Source organism: Thermotoga neapolitana DSM 4359 (assembly GCF_000018945.1).
Classification (GTDB): Bacteria; Thermotogota; Thermotogae; order Thermotogales; family Thermotogaceae; genus Thermotoga; species Thermotoga neapolitana.
The window spans coordinates 186216-201511 of the sequence record NC_011978.1 but is presented as its reverse complement, the minus strand read 5'-3'; the positions used below and the strand labels follow the sequence as shown (position 1 = coordinate 201511).

The following is a 15296-nucleotide window of genomic DNA, read 5'->3' as shown; positions in this document are numbered from 1 at the left end:
CGGAGCCCCTTTTTATTTATTCTTCTGATTTCCAGAGCACATAGTAGTCGTCTCCTGGCCTCATCGGATTGTGGTACCATCCCTTGACCCAGCTTCTCTGAACCCTCACACCGAGCGGTTGATAGAGAGGCATACCAAGGGCGTACTTCATGGCAAATCTCTGAATCTGTTCATAGAGGGCCTGTCTTTCAGCGGGATCTGTCTTTGCGATGGCTTCTTCTATGAGTTCGTCGAGGCTTCTTCCACCGAGATCAGGATGCGGTGTGGAGACGAATTTTCTGAAGTTTTCACCCTGTCTTCCGGAGTACACACCGGCACTGTGGTAGTAAGTGAATATGAAGTTGTGAGGATCTGGATAGTCTGCAAGCCATCCTATGATGAAGACTGGAACTTCTCCTCTCTTGGTCGCGTCGAGATACGTTGGCCACTGAACACCTCTCACCTCGACTTTGAATTTCGGGTTGATCGTTTCTATGTAGGATTTCAGCATTTCTGCGGCTACTCTTCGCACTTCGTTACCTGTGTTGTAGAGTATTGTGAGCTTAAACCCTTTCTTCCAGACCTCACCGTTCCATGCCTTCTTGAAGTACTCCGTTGCCTTCACGATGTCGAAGCGAGGAGCGTTCGGATCGTTGAGGAGTTCTTCGTTGAATCCAAGAAGTCCCTCAGGAAGATCTGTTGGTATCCTTCTGCCAAGACCTTTCAGAACCTCGTTTATGAAGGTGTCGTAGTCGAAGGCGTAGATGAAGGCTTTTCTCACGTTCACGTCGCTGAAGAAATCGGGTGGAATTCCGTTTCCATCGAGTTTTCCAGAGCCTATGTATTTGCTATTTTCGGGCACATTCCATGCGAAATGAAGGGAAGTGACGGCAAGTTCAGGAAGGCCTTTTATCACAGTGATACCGGGTTTTCCTTCAACCTGTTCAAGATACTGTGTTGGAACGACACAGATATCGGCGTCTCCCTGAAGGAGCATCTCTCTTCTCGTGCTCCACTCATCGATTCCCCAGATGATGACTCTTTTGATCTTTGCGGGTTCTCTCCAGTAGTTGTCGTTTCTTTCGAGGATGACTTTCTGCTGTGTTCTGTCCCATTCAACGAATTTGAAGGGTCCTGTTCCGTTCATCCTTGCATAGAGTGGTGAGTCTTCTTTTCTGATATCGTGGTACTTCCACCAGTCGTCTGCTCTTCCACCCCAGCATCCTATCTCTATACACCATTCTTTGTCGAGTACGGCACTCCAGCTGGCGCTCTGGGCGAGTATGTACATGAAGGGTGCAAAGGGCCTCACAAGATGGAACACAACGGCGTCACCTTCAACTTCGATGGCGGGGTCGATGTAATCCGTGTAGATCTTTACTAGGGCGTCTCTGTACTCTGGAAGTGGCTCCCCGTTTTCGTCGAAGAGTTCACTGTAGGGCTTCCCGATCTTTTCCTCGACGAAAGTCTCAAGGGAGTCAACTCCAAAGAGTGCTTCCCAGAGCATCCACATAGGACCGGCCGTTGGATCGAAGATGAGACCTCTTTCAAAGCTGTACTCCACGTCTTCGGGTGTGAGATCTCCACCTTCATGGAACTTCACACCTTTTCTGATGTAGAACTTGTAGGTCTTCCCATCGTCCAGTATCTCCCACTTTTCCGCAAGGCGCGGTTCAAACTCGGTGAGGCTTTCACCTTTGTAGGCGATCAGGTTCTCGTAGACGTTGTAGATGACCTCGCCGCTGGCTGTGTCGTACGCGTAGTGTGGATCGAGAGTGTCAGGCTCTCCGATGGTGACGTCAATAATGGTGTCGGGATTCTTCACTGCAGCCCATGCCATAACTGCAACCACCGCTAAAAGGACCACGAGTAATCTTCGCATACACAAACCCCCTTTCCTAAAATGTGGTTATCCTTACTGTATTTGAATTATAGCATACTGAAAGAGTGTGTTCACCTCAAAATCCTGTATCGATATTCATCACCAGAAGGTCGATAACCTTCGTATCTTTTCAACTGACCGTTTTTCAGAATCTCTGTGATCTCGTATTTTCCAGCCTTTTCGAGTTTTACAGGATGGTTCACCCTGTAGACGAACCTTGTGTTTTCATCGAATGGCCACACCCTCAGGACACGATGAAGAGGAGAAAGAAGAGCAAGGTGCAGCCCTTCCGGAATCTTCTCCTTCACACGACAGGCAGAAACACCATCTGTTATCACATTCTCTGAGATCTTCTTTACCAGAACCGGAAGGACTCTACCGTAGGTGAAAACATCCGCTATGTTACCAAAGAGTCCTGTTGGAACATCCTTTTGAGGTGTCAGAGGAAATCCCAGACTCTTTTCTTCGAGTTCACACAAATCAGCCGGTTTCACCCCTGATTTTTGTTCTATCTTCTCACCGAACAGTTCTCGAATCTTCAGTATATCACTGTCCACCTTCCTGTTCAGCTCTTCGAATGCCTGAGCCCTGCTTTCGTACAGTTCATCGAAGGCACCAGCCGATATCATGTTTTCCAGCACGTTTCTTGGTATTCCTCTCACCTCCTGAAGCCTTCGGACACTGTCTATGGGACGATTTTTCTCTATCTCTTCAACCATCGATTCTCCCACACCTTTCACAGCCGTGAGGGGCAGGTAAACTTTGTTTTCACGGAAGACAGGATATTTTCCGGAAACGTTCACATTTGGAGGGAACACCTCGTATCCTTCACTTCGAAGTTCCTGAACTGCAAGAAACACCTTCTCTGAATCTCCAATGTTGTACTCGAAATACCTTTTGAAGAATTCTTCGAAGAAATGAACCTTCAGATAGGCTGTCTGAAACGAAAGATGTGCGTAGGCAACACTGTGGGATTTGTTGAAGGCATATGACGAAAAGTTCAGCAGAATCTTCAGAATGAGATCCACATCCTCCACACCCTTTTCAACAAGTCCTTCTTTCAATCTTTCCAGGAGAGGTTCCATCTTCTCTTTTTCTTTCTTTGCGATCGCTCTTCTCAGAACGTCCGCTTCTGCGCCGGAAAGACCTGCAAGCATGGCAAGGTTCATGATCTGCTCCTGGTAGATCACAACTCCTCGTGTTTCCGGGAATAGTTTTTTCAAAGACTCAGGTACGCTCTTTGAAGATACGTACATGCTGTCGATACCGGATTTCAAGGGACCTGGTCTGTTGAGTGCGAGGAGTACGGAGAGTTCTTCAAGGTTGCCAGGGGAAATCTTCCTGCAGAGTCTTCTTGCCTGAAGGCCTTCCAGCTGGAAAACCCCCAGCGTTTTTCCCTTCGATATGATGTGGTACGTTTTTTCGTCCGAGTAATCAAAGGTCTTCCTATTGAAATCTTTCACGAAAGACAGGGTTTTCAATCCCAGGATGTCTATCTTCACAACTCCTATCCTGTCCAGGTCGTACATGTCGTAGTCTGTTACGGGAATCTCTTCTTCCAGCCTGAAGGGGATCGGAAGAGGACGTTCAGAGATCACAACACCTGCTGCGTGAACGCTTGGGTGGTGTGGAAGGCCGTAGAGAATCTCATACATTCTCCGAGAAGTTGAACCGATGAGGTTTTTCAGAGACCTCTCAGCCAGGTTTCCGAAGGTGGAAACCTGATAGACGTAAAATCTCTTCGAAAGCTCTTTGAGCAGTTCCTTTCTTCTTCTGTCCTCCACGTCCACGTCGATGTCGGGAGGTTCGATTCTCTCTTCGTTTATGAACCTCTCAAACAGAAGGTCGTGCTTCAGGGGATCGATCTCCGTTATCCCACAGAGAAAAACGACCAGAGAACCAACAGCACTTCCCCTTCCAGGGCCCACTTTTATACCGAGTTTTCTTGCTGTTTTTACGATCTCCTCTACCAGGTAAATGTAGGAAGAAAATCCCTTTTTCTCTATCGTTTCGAGTTCCCTTTCCAGACGCTCCAGGTATTTTTCTCCCATTCTCGAAGCTCTTTCTCTGAGATTTCTATACCAGTTTTCTGGAGGATCGGGGAACTTCTGTTCAACCCTGAGGTCGTAGGGTTCGGCCTTCACGATCTCCGATACATCTTCACACTTTTCTGGAAAACCGCGGATATCTTCATCAAGACCGAAGATCTTTCTCATGAAGAGGCTGGCCGCTTTCTCTTCGGCTTCGAGGTATCTTACAGGGACCAATTCTTCCGTTTTGAAACTCGGAAGTTCATCTACATTGACCTTTTCTCCGTTGTAGAACCTCACCAGAAGATCGTACTCTCTTCTGTTTCGTGCGATGAAGACCCTGTCCTTCCACCACAGACCGTGGACGGGTATCAACCCGTGCTCTCTCATGATGGTGTTGAATTTCACAGCGGCATGGAAATTCCTGTCGGCGAGAAGGGCAGATTTCAGGCCTCTTTTTTTCAGCACGGAAACCAGTTTTTCGAATCTGACCACGGAGCCGTCGAACGAATAGGGCGATATGATCCAGGGTATCATGTTCTTTCCCTCACGTACGCTGCTATCTTTCTGATGGCCTCTTTGAAATCTTCCGGGATCGGTGAAACAAACTCCATCCACTCACCCGTTCGGGGGTGAAAGAATCCAAGTTTCAGAGCATGAAGCATCTGTCTTTTTATCCCGAACATCTCGTCTTCCTTGTACTTTCCGTATATCTTATCACCCATTATGGGATGTCCTAGGCTCTTCATGTGAACTCTGATCTGGTGTGTTCTTCCTGTCTGAGGAAAGGCGAGAACGAGAGTGGCCACGTCGTCGAACCTTTTAAGAACCCTGTAGTGTGTGATCGCTTCTTTTCCGTTTTCACTCACGGTCATCTTCACTCTCAAAACGGGATGCCTTGCGAGTGGAAGTTCCACGGTTCCCTCGTCTTCTTTGATACGTCCTCTTGCAAGAAGGATGTAAGTTTTCTTCACCTTGCGATCCTTGAATTGCCTGGAGAGGCTCTGGTGGGCAAGGTCGTTTTTGGCAACCACGATAACACCCGATGTTTCCTTGTCGAGTCGATGAACAATCCCAGGTCTCAGTTTTCCTCCAACTCCCTGAAGATCGGAACAATGGTAGAGGATTGCGTTGACAAGTGTTCCGCTGAGTTTGGAAGGAACAGGATGTACGATCATATCACCGGGTTTGTCTATCACGATGATGTCCCTGTCCTCGTACAGTATCTTCAGATCTATCTTTTCAGGCTGGACGGTCGGTTCTTTTGGCTCCTCTGGAAGTTCCACCTCCACGATTTCTCCTTCTTTGAGTTTGTAACTTGGCTTTTTAATCTGGCCGTTGACCTTCACCTTTCCTTCCTTTATCGCCTTCTGTATCATCGACCTGGATATCCACGATGGAGTCTTCTCTTTCAGAAACTGATCGAGTCTCCAGCCTTCTTCCCTTTTCTCCACTCTCCAACTTCTCATCGCTCACACCTCTGAAGGCACCGAGGATCATCAGTCCACCGCCCACTATGATGAACACGTCTGCGAGGTTGAAGATCGTCGGGAGAAAGACCAGGTTCAGAAAGTCGAGGACATAACCGAATCTAATTCGATCGAGAAGATTTCCGAGGGCGCCTCCCAGAATGAATCCCATGGCGACCCTTTCGAGTCTGCTGAATCTGAACATGTACGGAAAAAGAGAAAGAACCACCACCACAAAGAGGACAATCCATAGAACCTGCTCTGAAAGGTTGCTGAACAGCCCCAGAGCGATTCCTCTGTTTGTGGCTTTGACAAACTTCAAAAAACCTGGAACAAGGTAGAACGTTCCATGAACGGCGCTTGCTATCTTTTTTGTGAGCTGATCGAGAACAAGCGTCAAAACGATCACAAAGCTCATCTACTTCACCTTTCTGTAGATGAATGGCCTGTAGATTTCAAATCCCAGCTCTTTGTAGTTGAAGATTCTTTCGGTGTTTCCAACGAACAGAAATCCACCCACTTTGAGTGACTCGGCGAATTTTCTGTAGAGTTCATTCTTTGCTTCTGGTTCGAAGTATATGACCACGTTTCTACACACTATGAGATCCAGGTTCTTCTCAAAGGGATCTTTCAGAAGATCGTGTCTTCTGAACTCCACCGTCTTCTTCACAAAATCTTTGATTCTGTACCTTCCATCCGGAAGTTTTTCGAAGTATTTCTCCACATACTCCTGTGGAGTGTTTACAAGCGACCTTTCTTCGTAGATACCCTCCTGGGCTTTTCTCAAAACACCGATGTCTATATCCGTTGCCAGTATCCAGGTTTTGTGGGAAAGTTTCAATTCGTGAACGAGTATGGCAAGAGAGTAAGGCTCTTCCCCGGAGGAACATCCTGCGCTCCAGAATCTCATTCTCAGGGTGTTCTGAGAAATCAATGGAATCACGTCATCTCTGAGTTCCCACCACTTCTCTGGATTTCTGAAAAACTCCGTCACGTTTATCGTCATCTTGTCAAGAAATTCGTCCAGATACTTTCTATTCTGAACGAGCATTTCCAGATATTTTCTGTAGTCCACATTGTACTTTCTCAGGAGAAGCTCTGTTCGGCGCTTCACCCTCTGTGGTTTGTAAGAAGAGAGGTTCAGCCCGAACCTCCTTTCCACCTCTTTTACAAACCACTCGAACTCTTTCTGAGGAAATTCCTTCCACTCAAAATTCGATGGTAACCTGAATGGTCCAATCTTCCTTTCCGACCTTTCCTCCGACATGTACCTTTCCCACCTTCCAGCAACCTTCCGCATGGTTTTCATCGATGAAGATCCAGCCACTTTCACCGATGAAGGCAAATCCCAGTTTCAGATCCTCACTGTAGATGGCACGAAAGATCGTTCTTCCGCGCCTGAAGATCAAACCGATCCAGTCCGAAACACCCACGCTTAAACTGTCAGAGCCAATCCAGACACCCGGTTTTCCATTTTCGATGAACGGCTCCACGTTCAGATCGAAAAGGTTCATCTTCACTCCGAGGTAGTAGTTACCCCCGGTTGATACGGCAAAGTCCAGTGGTGTTTCTGTGTAGGCAAAGATTTCCTCTCCATTCCACATTGCACCCACAAACCCAAGTTGTGCGTTCCATGTCTTTTTGAAATGAACGAAACTCGCTCTCAAAAACACCGGGGTATAGTACTCGAAAGAAAAATCTTCCACACCAAATTTAAAGTACACGGGATTGTCAAAAACAGGAAGGAGAAGCGATGGCTCTCCTTCCTGGAGACTGACAAAAAAGTCGAACCGGAATATTCCTTCGAAGAAATCCGTCTTTAACTCTGGTGACAGTACAAAACCCACCGTGGGCGTTTCACTGTAGCCCACTCCGATTTCGAAGAATCCAGAAAAGAGAATAACAGGTAATAAGAGAAAAAGAATCGTCAGCCTTCCAGCCTGGAAAGTATCTCCTCCATTTCCTTGTCGTCCATTTCGAAGTTCGAGTACACTTCCTGTACATCGTCCATGTCTTCCAGTGCGTTGAGAAGTTCCAGCACCTTTTCAGCGTCTTTTCCTGTGACTCTCACCGTGTTCTTCGGTATGAAAGTGACTTTGGCATCCACTTCGTAGCCGGCCTCTTCCAGTTGTCTTTTCACCTCGGAAAGATCCTCTGGAGCCGTGATTATCTGAATGGGGTCTTCGGTGTCTTTTATATCCTCTGCACCGGCATCGATGGCCAGCATCATGAGTTCTTCCAGATCCTTCACTTTGTCTTTTGCGATCTCTATGACTCCTTTCCTTTCGAAGATCCAGCTGACAGAGCCACTCTCTGCAAGACTTCCGCCGTGCTTGCTGAACAGATGCCTCAGCTCCTGTGCTGTTCTGTTCTTGTTATCCGTGAGTGCCCTGATGTAGACGGCCACACCTCCTGGAGCGTAACCTTCATAGACCACTTCCTGGTAATCCACACCTTCAAGTTCTCCTGTACCTCTTTTTATGGCTTTTTCGATGTTCTCTTTGGGCATGTTTTCGGCTCTTGCCCTTTCGATTGCCGCCCTCAACCTCGGGTTCGTTTCCGGGTTTCCTCCTCCTTCCCTTGCTGCAACTATGATCTCTCTGATCAGTTTTGTGAAGATCTTCGATTTCTTCGCATCCTGGGCCATCTTCCTGTGCTTTATGTTGGCCCACTTGTTGTGACCCGACATCATTCCACCTCCTGCTGTCCTTTATATTTTAACACCATAATCGTCATGTCATCGTGCTGGGGCACATCCTTCGAAAACTCTTCCACACTCTTTTTAAGTTTGGAAAGAAGATCTTCGGCACTGTCTCCGTTGTACTCTCTGAGCGTTTCTTCAAGCCTCTCGTAACCGTACTCTTCTCCGAGGGTGTTCCTCGCTTCGGTTATTCCATCCGTATAGACCACTATGAAGGTGTTCGGTTTCAGTTGAATGGTATGCCTTCTGTAGTTCCACTCTGCTATACCGATCGGTATCGCCGAGGCTTCGAGTTTCACTATCTCTCCATCGTGAAGAAAATAAACGGGGTTGTGACCTGCATTCACCAGATTCAACGTTCCGTTCTGAAAGATTTCAAGGAAAACCATCGTCACGAAACGATCGTTCGAAAGATCTTCACAGAGTATACTGTTCAGGTGGTTCACCAGATCTTCCAGATCGGAATGCGAGGTGCTTAAAACTTTCAGGTAACTCCTCACGGCACTCATGAGAAGAGCAGCCGGAACACTTTTTCCAGCTACATCTCCCATGACGGCAAGAACCTTTCCATCACTGGCGAAGACATCGTAGTAGTCACCACCCACCTGAACTGCCGGTCTAGAACAGGCTGTTATATCGATGAATCCTGTTCTGGGAAGTTCCCGTGGGAGAAGTTCGGACTGTATCCGTCTTGCGATTTCCATCTGTTCTTCCAGTCTTTGACGTTCGATCTCTTTCTGCAGAAAATCTATTCTGTCCAGTGCGTTTGCTATGTATCTCGATGTGACCTCCGTTATCCTCCTGTCGCTCGCGGTGAACACGATTCCCTCTTCTTTTCCGGAGAAGCACATGTACCCGTAGTATCTGTTGCCGATAATGGGAACAAACAGAAGGTTCGAAAACTTCTTTGATTCACCGGGTTCTATCAGGACGGTTTTCTCTCTTTCCTCTATCTCCCGCTCCACTTCCTCGTGACTCATGTTCCCTATGCTCAGATCCTCAACCCTGACGATGTAGTCTTTGAACTTCACCACCTTCTTGAGAAGTGGTATAACCTTCTCCAGTTTCTCACGAAGGTTCATTGGAAACTCAAACCCACCGAATATCTCGGATATCTCAAGGAGCGTCGAGATCTCTTCATAAGAGCGCGAGAGTTCCTCTAGTTGGGCCTCCATGAAAATGGTCTGCTCTTCCAGGCTCTTCTTGTACTCGTTTATTTCGTACTCCAGGATCTTCAAAAGTTCGTCGATACCCCTTGTGCAGTCATAATCGATGCCGAGTATCTCCGAGATCCTTCTGCAGATGTCCCTTTCATTCATTTAATAGGCGCTTCACCTCCTCAATGAACTGGGAGGGGCTGAAGGGCTTTCTCATGACCTTCTTCGCTCCAAGAGAGAGGGCGATCGTTTCGTCGTCTTCGCCACCTTTTGCCGTGAGAACGATGACCGGAATCTTTTTCCACTCTTCTTTCTCCTGAAGCTTCTTCAGGACGGTGAAACCGTCCATGACGGGCATCATGATGTCGAGCACTATCAGGTCCGGTGTGAACTCGGAGAGCTTTTCAAGGGCTATCTGACCGTTTTCTGCCTCTATTACTTCACAACCTGCTTTTTTCAGGTTGAAGGACACGATCTTTCTTAAAACGGCAGAATCATCAACCAGGAGAACCTTCTTTGACACGTGTTCCCCTCCTCTCAAGAAAAGAGGAAAGTTCTTCCCCCTCCCCAGTGAGTGCTTCTTCGCATATTGCGACGAAAAACGAATCTTTCTCAACAAGAAACAGGGGGTTCAAAAGATTTTCCCTCTTTTGAGTATACCTGAAAATGTAATAATCTTTTGCTTTGAGAATCTCAAAATCAACCACACTCTCTCTGAACTGGATCTCCTTTCCCTTCTTTTCAACTCTTTTGTTCTGAAAATCTATAAAATACGGTGTGATGAGTTTGAAGCGATAGAACGCGACGAGTTTGTTTATGCTTTCTTCACATATCCACGCACCTGAAAGGGGGAAATCTTCTGGAAGAGTGCTTTCGAGATCTTTCAGATGTTTTCCTGAAAAATCTTTCAGGTGAACTTCCACGTAGAACGCAAGGTTCACCACTCCAACCGGCATGGCATCGAGAAGGCTCATCTTCGGTTTTGGATGAAATCCCTCGGTGAACACTAGAGGAAGATCGGCACGTCTGAGTGAGCGTTCCACAAGTTTTATGGATTCGAGGGTGGACAGAAATCTCTTCATTCCCCTCTTTTTGAATCTGAGAACGACCTTCACTTTTTCACTTCCTTCGGGTATCTGTAGAACATCAGAAAGACAAGACCTATGAAGATGGGAAGATAGTAGGTGGACAACCTCCAGGTCAGCACCGATGCGAGTGTCTTACCGGGAGATCCGAGTATCTTGCTGAATACGATCTGATAGACGGTCTCCACACCACCGCTTGCCCCCGGTGTTGGTACGTAGAACACAACCATGCTGAGAAAGAAAAGAAGTCCCGTTGCGTCAAAAAAGCCGATGTTTCCGGAATTGAATCGAATTGCCAGATAGAGGGCAAAACTCTGAACAAGAAGGGAAAACAGTGTGAGAGGAAAGTCAAGGAGCATGAAGCCACTCTTCCACAGGATTTTAACGCTCTCTTTCAGATCGTGGGTCCATTCCAGAAAGCGGCTGTCCCAGTCTTCTTTCTTTGTGAACCTTTTTATCATGGAATCCATCCATCTTGCTTTTTTCAACAACCCGAACAGGTGAGCGATGAGGGGAGGATGAACGAGTGAAAGTATCACAACTCCGATGAAAGACACACTCACAAGATAGGCAAGGAAGATCAACTTCGGTGCCATCAGCGTTCCCGACAGGAACAGATCCCTGTATCTCAAAAGTCCTATTGTAGAAAGAATAGCGATGGAAATGAGGTACTCTACGAACCTTGAAAGGATCACATTTACGTTGTGTTCAGATTCAAAGCCGAGCCTTGAAAGATGGTATGTTTGAAAGACCTGCCCACCGAAGTAAAAGGGAGTGAGCATACTGAAAAGAAAACTCATGTAGTTGTTGAAAAATGCATCGTAGAGCGAAAGGTGTTTCTCCCATACAAAAGAAAACAGCCACTTCATCCTCGCAGAGTCTATCAGTATTGAAAAAAGAAATATCCCACACAGAAGAAGAATGTGAAGCAGTGACTGTGGGCGGAAGTATTCAAAGAATTCTCTGGGATCGATTCCTCTGAATATGAAAAAAACCGCAACAAAACCGAATACCAGCGCAAGGATGATGTTTATCCACTCTTTTTTACTCAGATCCCTCACAACCTCCTCATGGAAATCTCCAGGGATGCGAGTAGATCCTCGACGGTTTCCATCCAGTCTTCAACCTGTGCCGTTCCGTACTCGAAGAAGGTTTGTTTTGTCCAGTCGAGCCTGAGAAGCTTTCGCTTCAGCCTTTTGAGGAGCCTTTCTACCCCTTCTTTTGTGGTTCCTGGAAGAACGATCATCAGTTCGTTCTTTCTCACAAAATCGATCCTGTCGGACGATCTAAGAACCTCCCGGATACTCTCATAAACACGCTCTGCCGTTTTTTCGTCTTCAAAGAACAGGTATATGACTGAAAGAGGGAAATCGTACCTTCTGGCCTTTTCGAACTCTTCTTCGAGATAACTGAGGATGCCCCGTGGAAACTTCAGGTACGTCTTTATCATCTCAAATCTTCTTCTCAGGAGAAAATCTGGAAGACCTGGATCGATCACATCCAGAACATCCTCCGGGATATCTTCCGGAAGGGATCTGGCGATCAGCACCTTCTGTTTTCCGCCGTCTTCTGGCCTGTCGGTGATGATCAGATCGGCCGTTTCGTTTATCAGAAATCCCGCTTCCTGGACGATTTTTTCCAGTCTTTCCCTGAGCGTTTCGTCTTCCAGATCGATCCTCACCTTCATATCACTTCACCATCTCCAGGAAGTATCTGTGGAGCCTCAGGTCGTCAGTGAGTTCAGGATGAAATGTGCTCGCCAGAATCTTTCCCTCTTTTACAAGAACAGGATCACCTTCGTGGTAAGCGAGGATTTCCACACTCCGGCCGGTTTCCACGATTCTCGGGGCTCTTATGAAGATCGCCCTGAACGGATCTTTTCCTATTGCTGGTATTTCGATGAAGGTCTCGAAACTTTCCACCTGTCTTCCATAGGCGTTTCTTTCCACGGTGACATCCAGAACACCCAGTTTTTCCTGTTTGTAGTTGTTGATGCGCTTTGCAAGGAGTATGACGCCAGCGCACGTTGCAAAGACAGGAAGGCCGTCGTTTATCTTCTCCACCAGTTTTTCATCCATGTTCATCTCTTTGAGGATGCGAATCATGGTGGTGGATTCTCCACCGGGGAGTATCAACCCATCGACCATGTCAAGGTGCTCCGGGAGTTTCACAATCAGCGTTTCAACACCGAGTTTGTGGAGCGCCTCCACGTGTTCTCTGACATCTCCCTGAACCCCAAGAACACCGATTTTCATTCCTTACCACCCTCTCTCCTGCATTCTCACTTCGAGTTCTTCCACATCGAGTCCTCTCATGGGCTCTCCTATGTCTTCAGAGATCTTGAGGAGTATCTTCGGGTTGTCCCAGTAGGTCACGGCAAGAACCATTGCCTTCGCCATCTTCCTGGGGTCCTTCGACTTGAAGATACCAGAACCCACGAAGACCCCGTCTGCTCCGAGCATCATCATGAGGGCAGCGTCCGCCGGTGTTGCCACGCCTCCCGCTGCAAAGTTCACAACGGGGAGCCTTCCGAGTCTCTTCACCTCTCTCAGAAGCTCCACCGGAGCACCTATCTCTTTTCCGTACGCAACGAGTTCTTCGTCTTCCATCTTCGTCACCTGCTTTATCTGTTCCATCATCCTTCTCATGTGCTTCACCGCTTCAACGACATTTCCCGTTCCTGCCTCACCCTTGGTTCTGATCATCGCAGCACCCTCTGCTATCCTTCTCAATGCCTCTCCCAGGTCTCTTGCACCGCAGACAAAGGGCACTTTGAACTCGTGTTTGTTTATGTGGAACCTGTCATCGGCAGGTGTGAGTACTTCGGACTCGTCGATGAAATCCACTCCGAGTTCCTCGAGGATCTTCGCTTCTGCGATGTGGCCGATCCTCACCTTCGCCATGACGGGTATGGAAACTGCTTCCATGATCTCCCTGATCTTTGCTATGCTGGCCATCCTTGCAACTCCGCCCTCTTTTCTGATGTCCGCAGGTACCCTCTCGAGCGCCATGACAGCGACCGCTCCCGCTTCCTCTGCTATCTTCGCCTGTTCAGCGGTGGTGACGTCCATGATGACACCGCCTTTGAACATCTCCGCAAAACCCTTCTTTATGATCCAGGTACCCTTTTTGATTTCCATTCCATTCACCTCCTCACTCTTCCTCCCAGTAGCGTTTCCCCACTTTTTTCAATCTGGGATTTTCTATCTTGTATCTTCCCACCTTTGCGCAGTGTCTTCCATTGACTTCAACGATGTCTGCCGTGATATCCACCTTCTCCCTCAGCAGGCGAGAACCAACACCGTACGCGTCTGCCGGTACCCCCAATCTTTCGAATAGATCTATCTTCTTCTCATCGAAACCACCTGAGACGACGATCTTCAGGTCTTTGAGTCCCACTTTATCGAACTCCTGTCTTGCCCTCCAGACGAGTTCCGGGCACACCCCGAAGGAAGACTCATCCTTCGGGATCACCGATTTGTCTCTCAGATTACCCGCCGTGTCGAACCTCACTCCCCAGATTCTGTTCTTTCCGGGACCTATGATAGGTGATGGGTCCGTTACTCCCAGTTTGAATGGCTTTTTCATGACGTACTCATAGAAAGCCTTTATCACACGGAAGGTGGTTCCTATCACATCGTTGTCCCAGTCCACGAGTATGATTCTGTTCACGTCTTCCTCCATGTGTTTGTCGAAGGCGATGGCGGCATCTTCTGTTTTCCCGTTGTAACATGCGATCAGTGCGTGAGGCATCGTTCCCATGGACTTGACACCCCAGTAGTCTGCGTTCGCGTCCGTTGAAACACCAAAAGCCCCTGCCTTGAGTGCTGCATAGCCATCTGTTGCCTGAACCCAGTAGTGATCAAAGCGGGCGCTGAAGAAAAGAACGGGTTTTCCCCTCGCTGCTTTCACAACTTTCCTGACGGCCGTTGCCGTGCTGGTTGCCCTTGCGATCACACCGAGAAGAACCGTCTCAAGGTATCCAAAGTAGGTTGGATCTCCCTCTATCGTCATGATCGGTTCTCCTTCTTTTGCCTCTTCACCGTCGTAGAGGGCGTGCACCTCTATTTCGTCCCATTTGTCCACCCACAGATCGTTCAGTTTTAGCCTGAGATCCCACTTCTTTCTGGTGAGTTCAACGATCCTCTGAACGTCCATCTCTACCGAGGCGGCCTGCATTTCTCTGTCTATACTCAGTATCTCTTCGAAGAGCTTTCTTGCCTTTTCTTCGTCTCTGTAGTATCCGGTGCAGAACTTCAGTATGGCAAGCGCCTCGTCTATACCGCAGACGACGGCGTCTTTTCTTGGAAAGAACTGATAGTACACCCGTGGATGACGGTTGTCTCTTTTCAGAACCTTCACGTAGTTCATGAAGTATATGTCCGAGTAATATCCGTTTCTGATTCGATCGATAGGAACCTTGAAGACCTCTGGACTGAGTCTTTTCACAGCGATCACCTCAGATGAGTTCTGCTCCCAGGATCTCTTTCATTTCCCTCAGGGCGAACCGATGCAGTTCCTCGTCGTATGACGCCACACCTTCAGTGATTATTTTAACAGGGATGTCCCGGTTCCTCAACTCTTCCACTGTGAAGAGAACGCATATGTGGGTTACAACACCACACACGTACATTTCGTTTATGTGTTTTTCCTTTATTATCTTCTCCAGATCTGTGTTGTGAAAAGCGCTGTAGCGGTTCTTCCTCACGGAGAAATGGTGGGGATAATCTTTCAGGGCCTTCTCCAGTTTTTCTGTGAGTCTTGCACCGTCTGTGTCTGCGACACAATGCTTTGGCCAGATGTCAAATTCTTTGTCGTTCGGATCGTGCCAGTCCTGGGTGGTGATGATGGGAAGGTTTTCCTTCTTGAAGTCCTCAACCCACCTGAGGATGGGATCGATCACCTTCTCTGCACCTTCAAAGTAGAGGGCACCGCCTCTGTCGACGAAGTCTCTCTGAAGATCTATCACAAGGAGCGCCCTCACGTTTTCACC

The 15296-nt window shown here is 47.8% G+C and carries 16 protein-coding genes; all 16 read right to left on the bottom strand.

Annotated elements, in window-relative coordinates:
- Window positions 1–16 precede the first annotated feature (16 nt).
- Entirely contained in the window at window positions 17–1861 is a 1845-nt protein-coding gene (locus CTN_RS01025; protein ID WP_041437400.1) for an ABC transporter substrate-binding protein, read from the bottom strand.
- A 71-nt stretch (window positions 1862–1932) separates the two neighbouring features.
- Complete coding sequence (locus CTN_RS01020; RefSeq protein WP_012645098.1) at window positions 1933–4428, bottom strand: helix-hairpin-helix domain-containing protein; 2496 nt, start codon at window positions 4426–4428, stop codon at window positions 1933–1935.
- Window positions 4425–5306 carry an RluA family pseudouridine synthase gene (locus CTN_RS01015; protein WP_231555955.1) on the bottom strand — a complete coding sequence of 294 codons (882 nt, stop codon included), beginning with the start codon at window positions 5304–5306 and terminating at the stop codon, window positions 4425–4427. The genes CTN_RS01020 and CTN_RS01015 overlap by 4 nt, the downstream gene beginning before the upstream one ends.
- Complete coding sequence (lspA, locus tag CTN_RS10020) at window positions 5218–5778, bottom strand: signal peptidase II (protein ID WP_012645096.1); 561 nt, start codon at window positions 5776–5778, stop codon at window positions 5218–5220. The genes CTN_RS01015 and lspA overlap by 89 nt, the downstream gene beginning before the upstream one ends.
- Window positions 5779–6627 carry a CheR family methyltransferase gene (locus CTN_RS01010; protein WP_038066393.1) on the bottom strand — a complete coding sequence of 283 codons (849 nt, stop codon included), beginning with the start codon at window positions 6625–6627 and terminating at the stop codon, window positions 5779–5781.
- Complete coding sequence (locus tag CTN_RS01005) at window positions 6569–7231, bottom strand: hypothetical protein (protein ID WP_012645094.1); 663 nt, start codon at window positions 7229–7231, stop codon at window positions 6569–6571. The genes CTN_RS01010 and CTN_RS01005 overlap by 59 nt, the downstream gene beginning before the upstream one ends.
- A gap of 56 nt (window positions 7232–7287) precedes the next feature.
- A complete protein-coding gene (locus CTN_RS01000) occupies window positions 7288–8049 on the bottom strand; it encodes a YebC/PmpR family DNA-binding transcriptional regulator (RefSeq protein ID WP_038066387.1) in 762 nt (253 codons plus the stop codon).
- Window positions 8049–9380 (bottom strand): PP2C family protein-serine/threonine phosphatase, encoded by a 1332-nt coding sequence (locus CTN_RS00995; RefSeq protein WP_012645092.1) that lies wholly within the window; start codon window positions 9378–9380, stop codon window positions 8049–8051. Before CTN_RS00995 ends, CTN_RS01000 begins: the two co-directional genes overlap by 1 nt.
- Complete coding sequence (locus tag CTN_RS00990; RefSeq protein WP_012645091.1) at window positions 9373–9741, bottom strand: response regulator; 369 nt, start codon at window positions 9739–9741, stop codon at window positions 9373–9375. The genes CTN_RS00995 and CTN_RS00990 overlap by 8 nt, the downstream gene beginning before the upstream one ends.
- A complete protein-coding gene (locus CTN_RS00985; protein ID WP_012645090.1) occupies window positions 9716–10333 on the bottom strand; it encodes a TIGR03936 family radical SAM-associated protein in 618 nt (205 codons plus the stop codon). Before CTN_RS00985 ends, CTN_RS00990 begins: the two co-directional genes overlap by 26 nt.
- Entirely contained in the window at window positions 10330–11364 is a 1035-nt protein-coding gene (locus CTN_RS00980; RefSeq protein ID WP_012645089.1) for a lysylphosphatidylglycerol synthase transmembrane domain-containing protein, read from the bottom strand. The genes CTN_RS00985 and CTN_RS00980 overlap by 4 nt, the downstream gene beginning before the upstream one ends.
- Window positions 11361–11990 (bottom strand): diguanylate cyclase, encoded by a 630-nt coding sequence (locus tag CTN_RS00975; RefSeq protein WP_012645088.1) that lies wholly within the window; start codon window positions 11988–11990, stop codon window positions 11361–11363. The genes CTN_RS00980 and CTN_RS00975 overlap by 4 nt, the downstream gene beginning before the upstream one ends.
- A gap of 1 nt (window position 11991) precedes the next feature.
- Window positions 11992–12558, bottom strand: coding sequence for a pyridoxal 5'-phosphate synthase glutaminase subunit PdxT (gene pdxT, locus CTN_RS00970; RefSeq protein ID WP_012645087.1), 567 nt, complete (start codon window positions 12556–12558; stop codon window positions 11992–11994).
- 3 nt (window positions 12559–12561) lie between these two features.
- Entirely contained in the window at window positions 12562–13443 is an 882-nt protein-coding gene (gene pdxS, locus CTN_RS00965; RefSeq protein ID WP_038066381.1) for a pyridoxal 5'-phosphate synthase lyase subunit PdxS, read from the bottom strand.
- 13 nt (window positions 13444–13456) lie between these two features.
- Window positions 13457–14752 carry a nicotinate phosphoribosyltransferase gene (locus CTN_RS00960; protein ID WP_038066378.1) on the bottom strand — a complete coding sequence of 432 codons (1296 nt, stop codon included), beginning with the start codon at window positions 14750–14752 and terminating at the stop codon, window positions 13457–13459.
- Window positions 14753–14762: 10 nt separating this feature from the next.
- Window positions 14763–15287, bottom strand: coding sequence for a cysteine hydrolase family protein (locus tag CTN_RS00955; RefSeq protein WP_012645084.1), 525 nt, complete (start codon window positions 15285–15287; stop codon window positions 14763–14765).
- Window positions 15288–15296 lie beyond the last annotated feature (9 nt).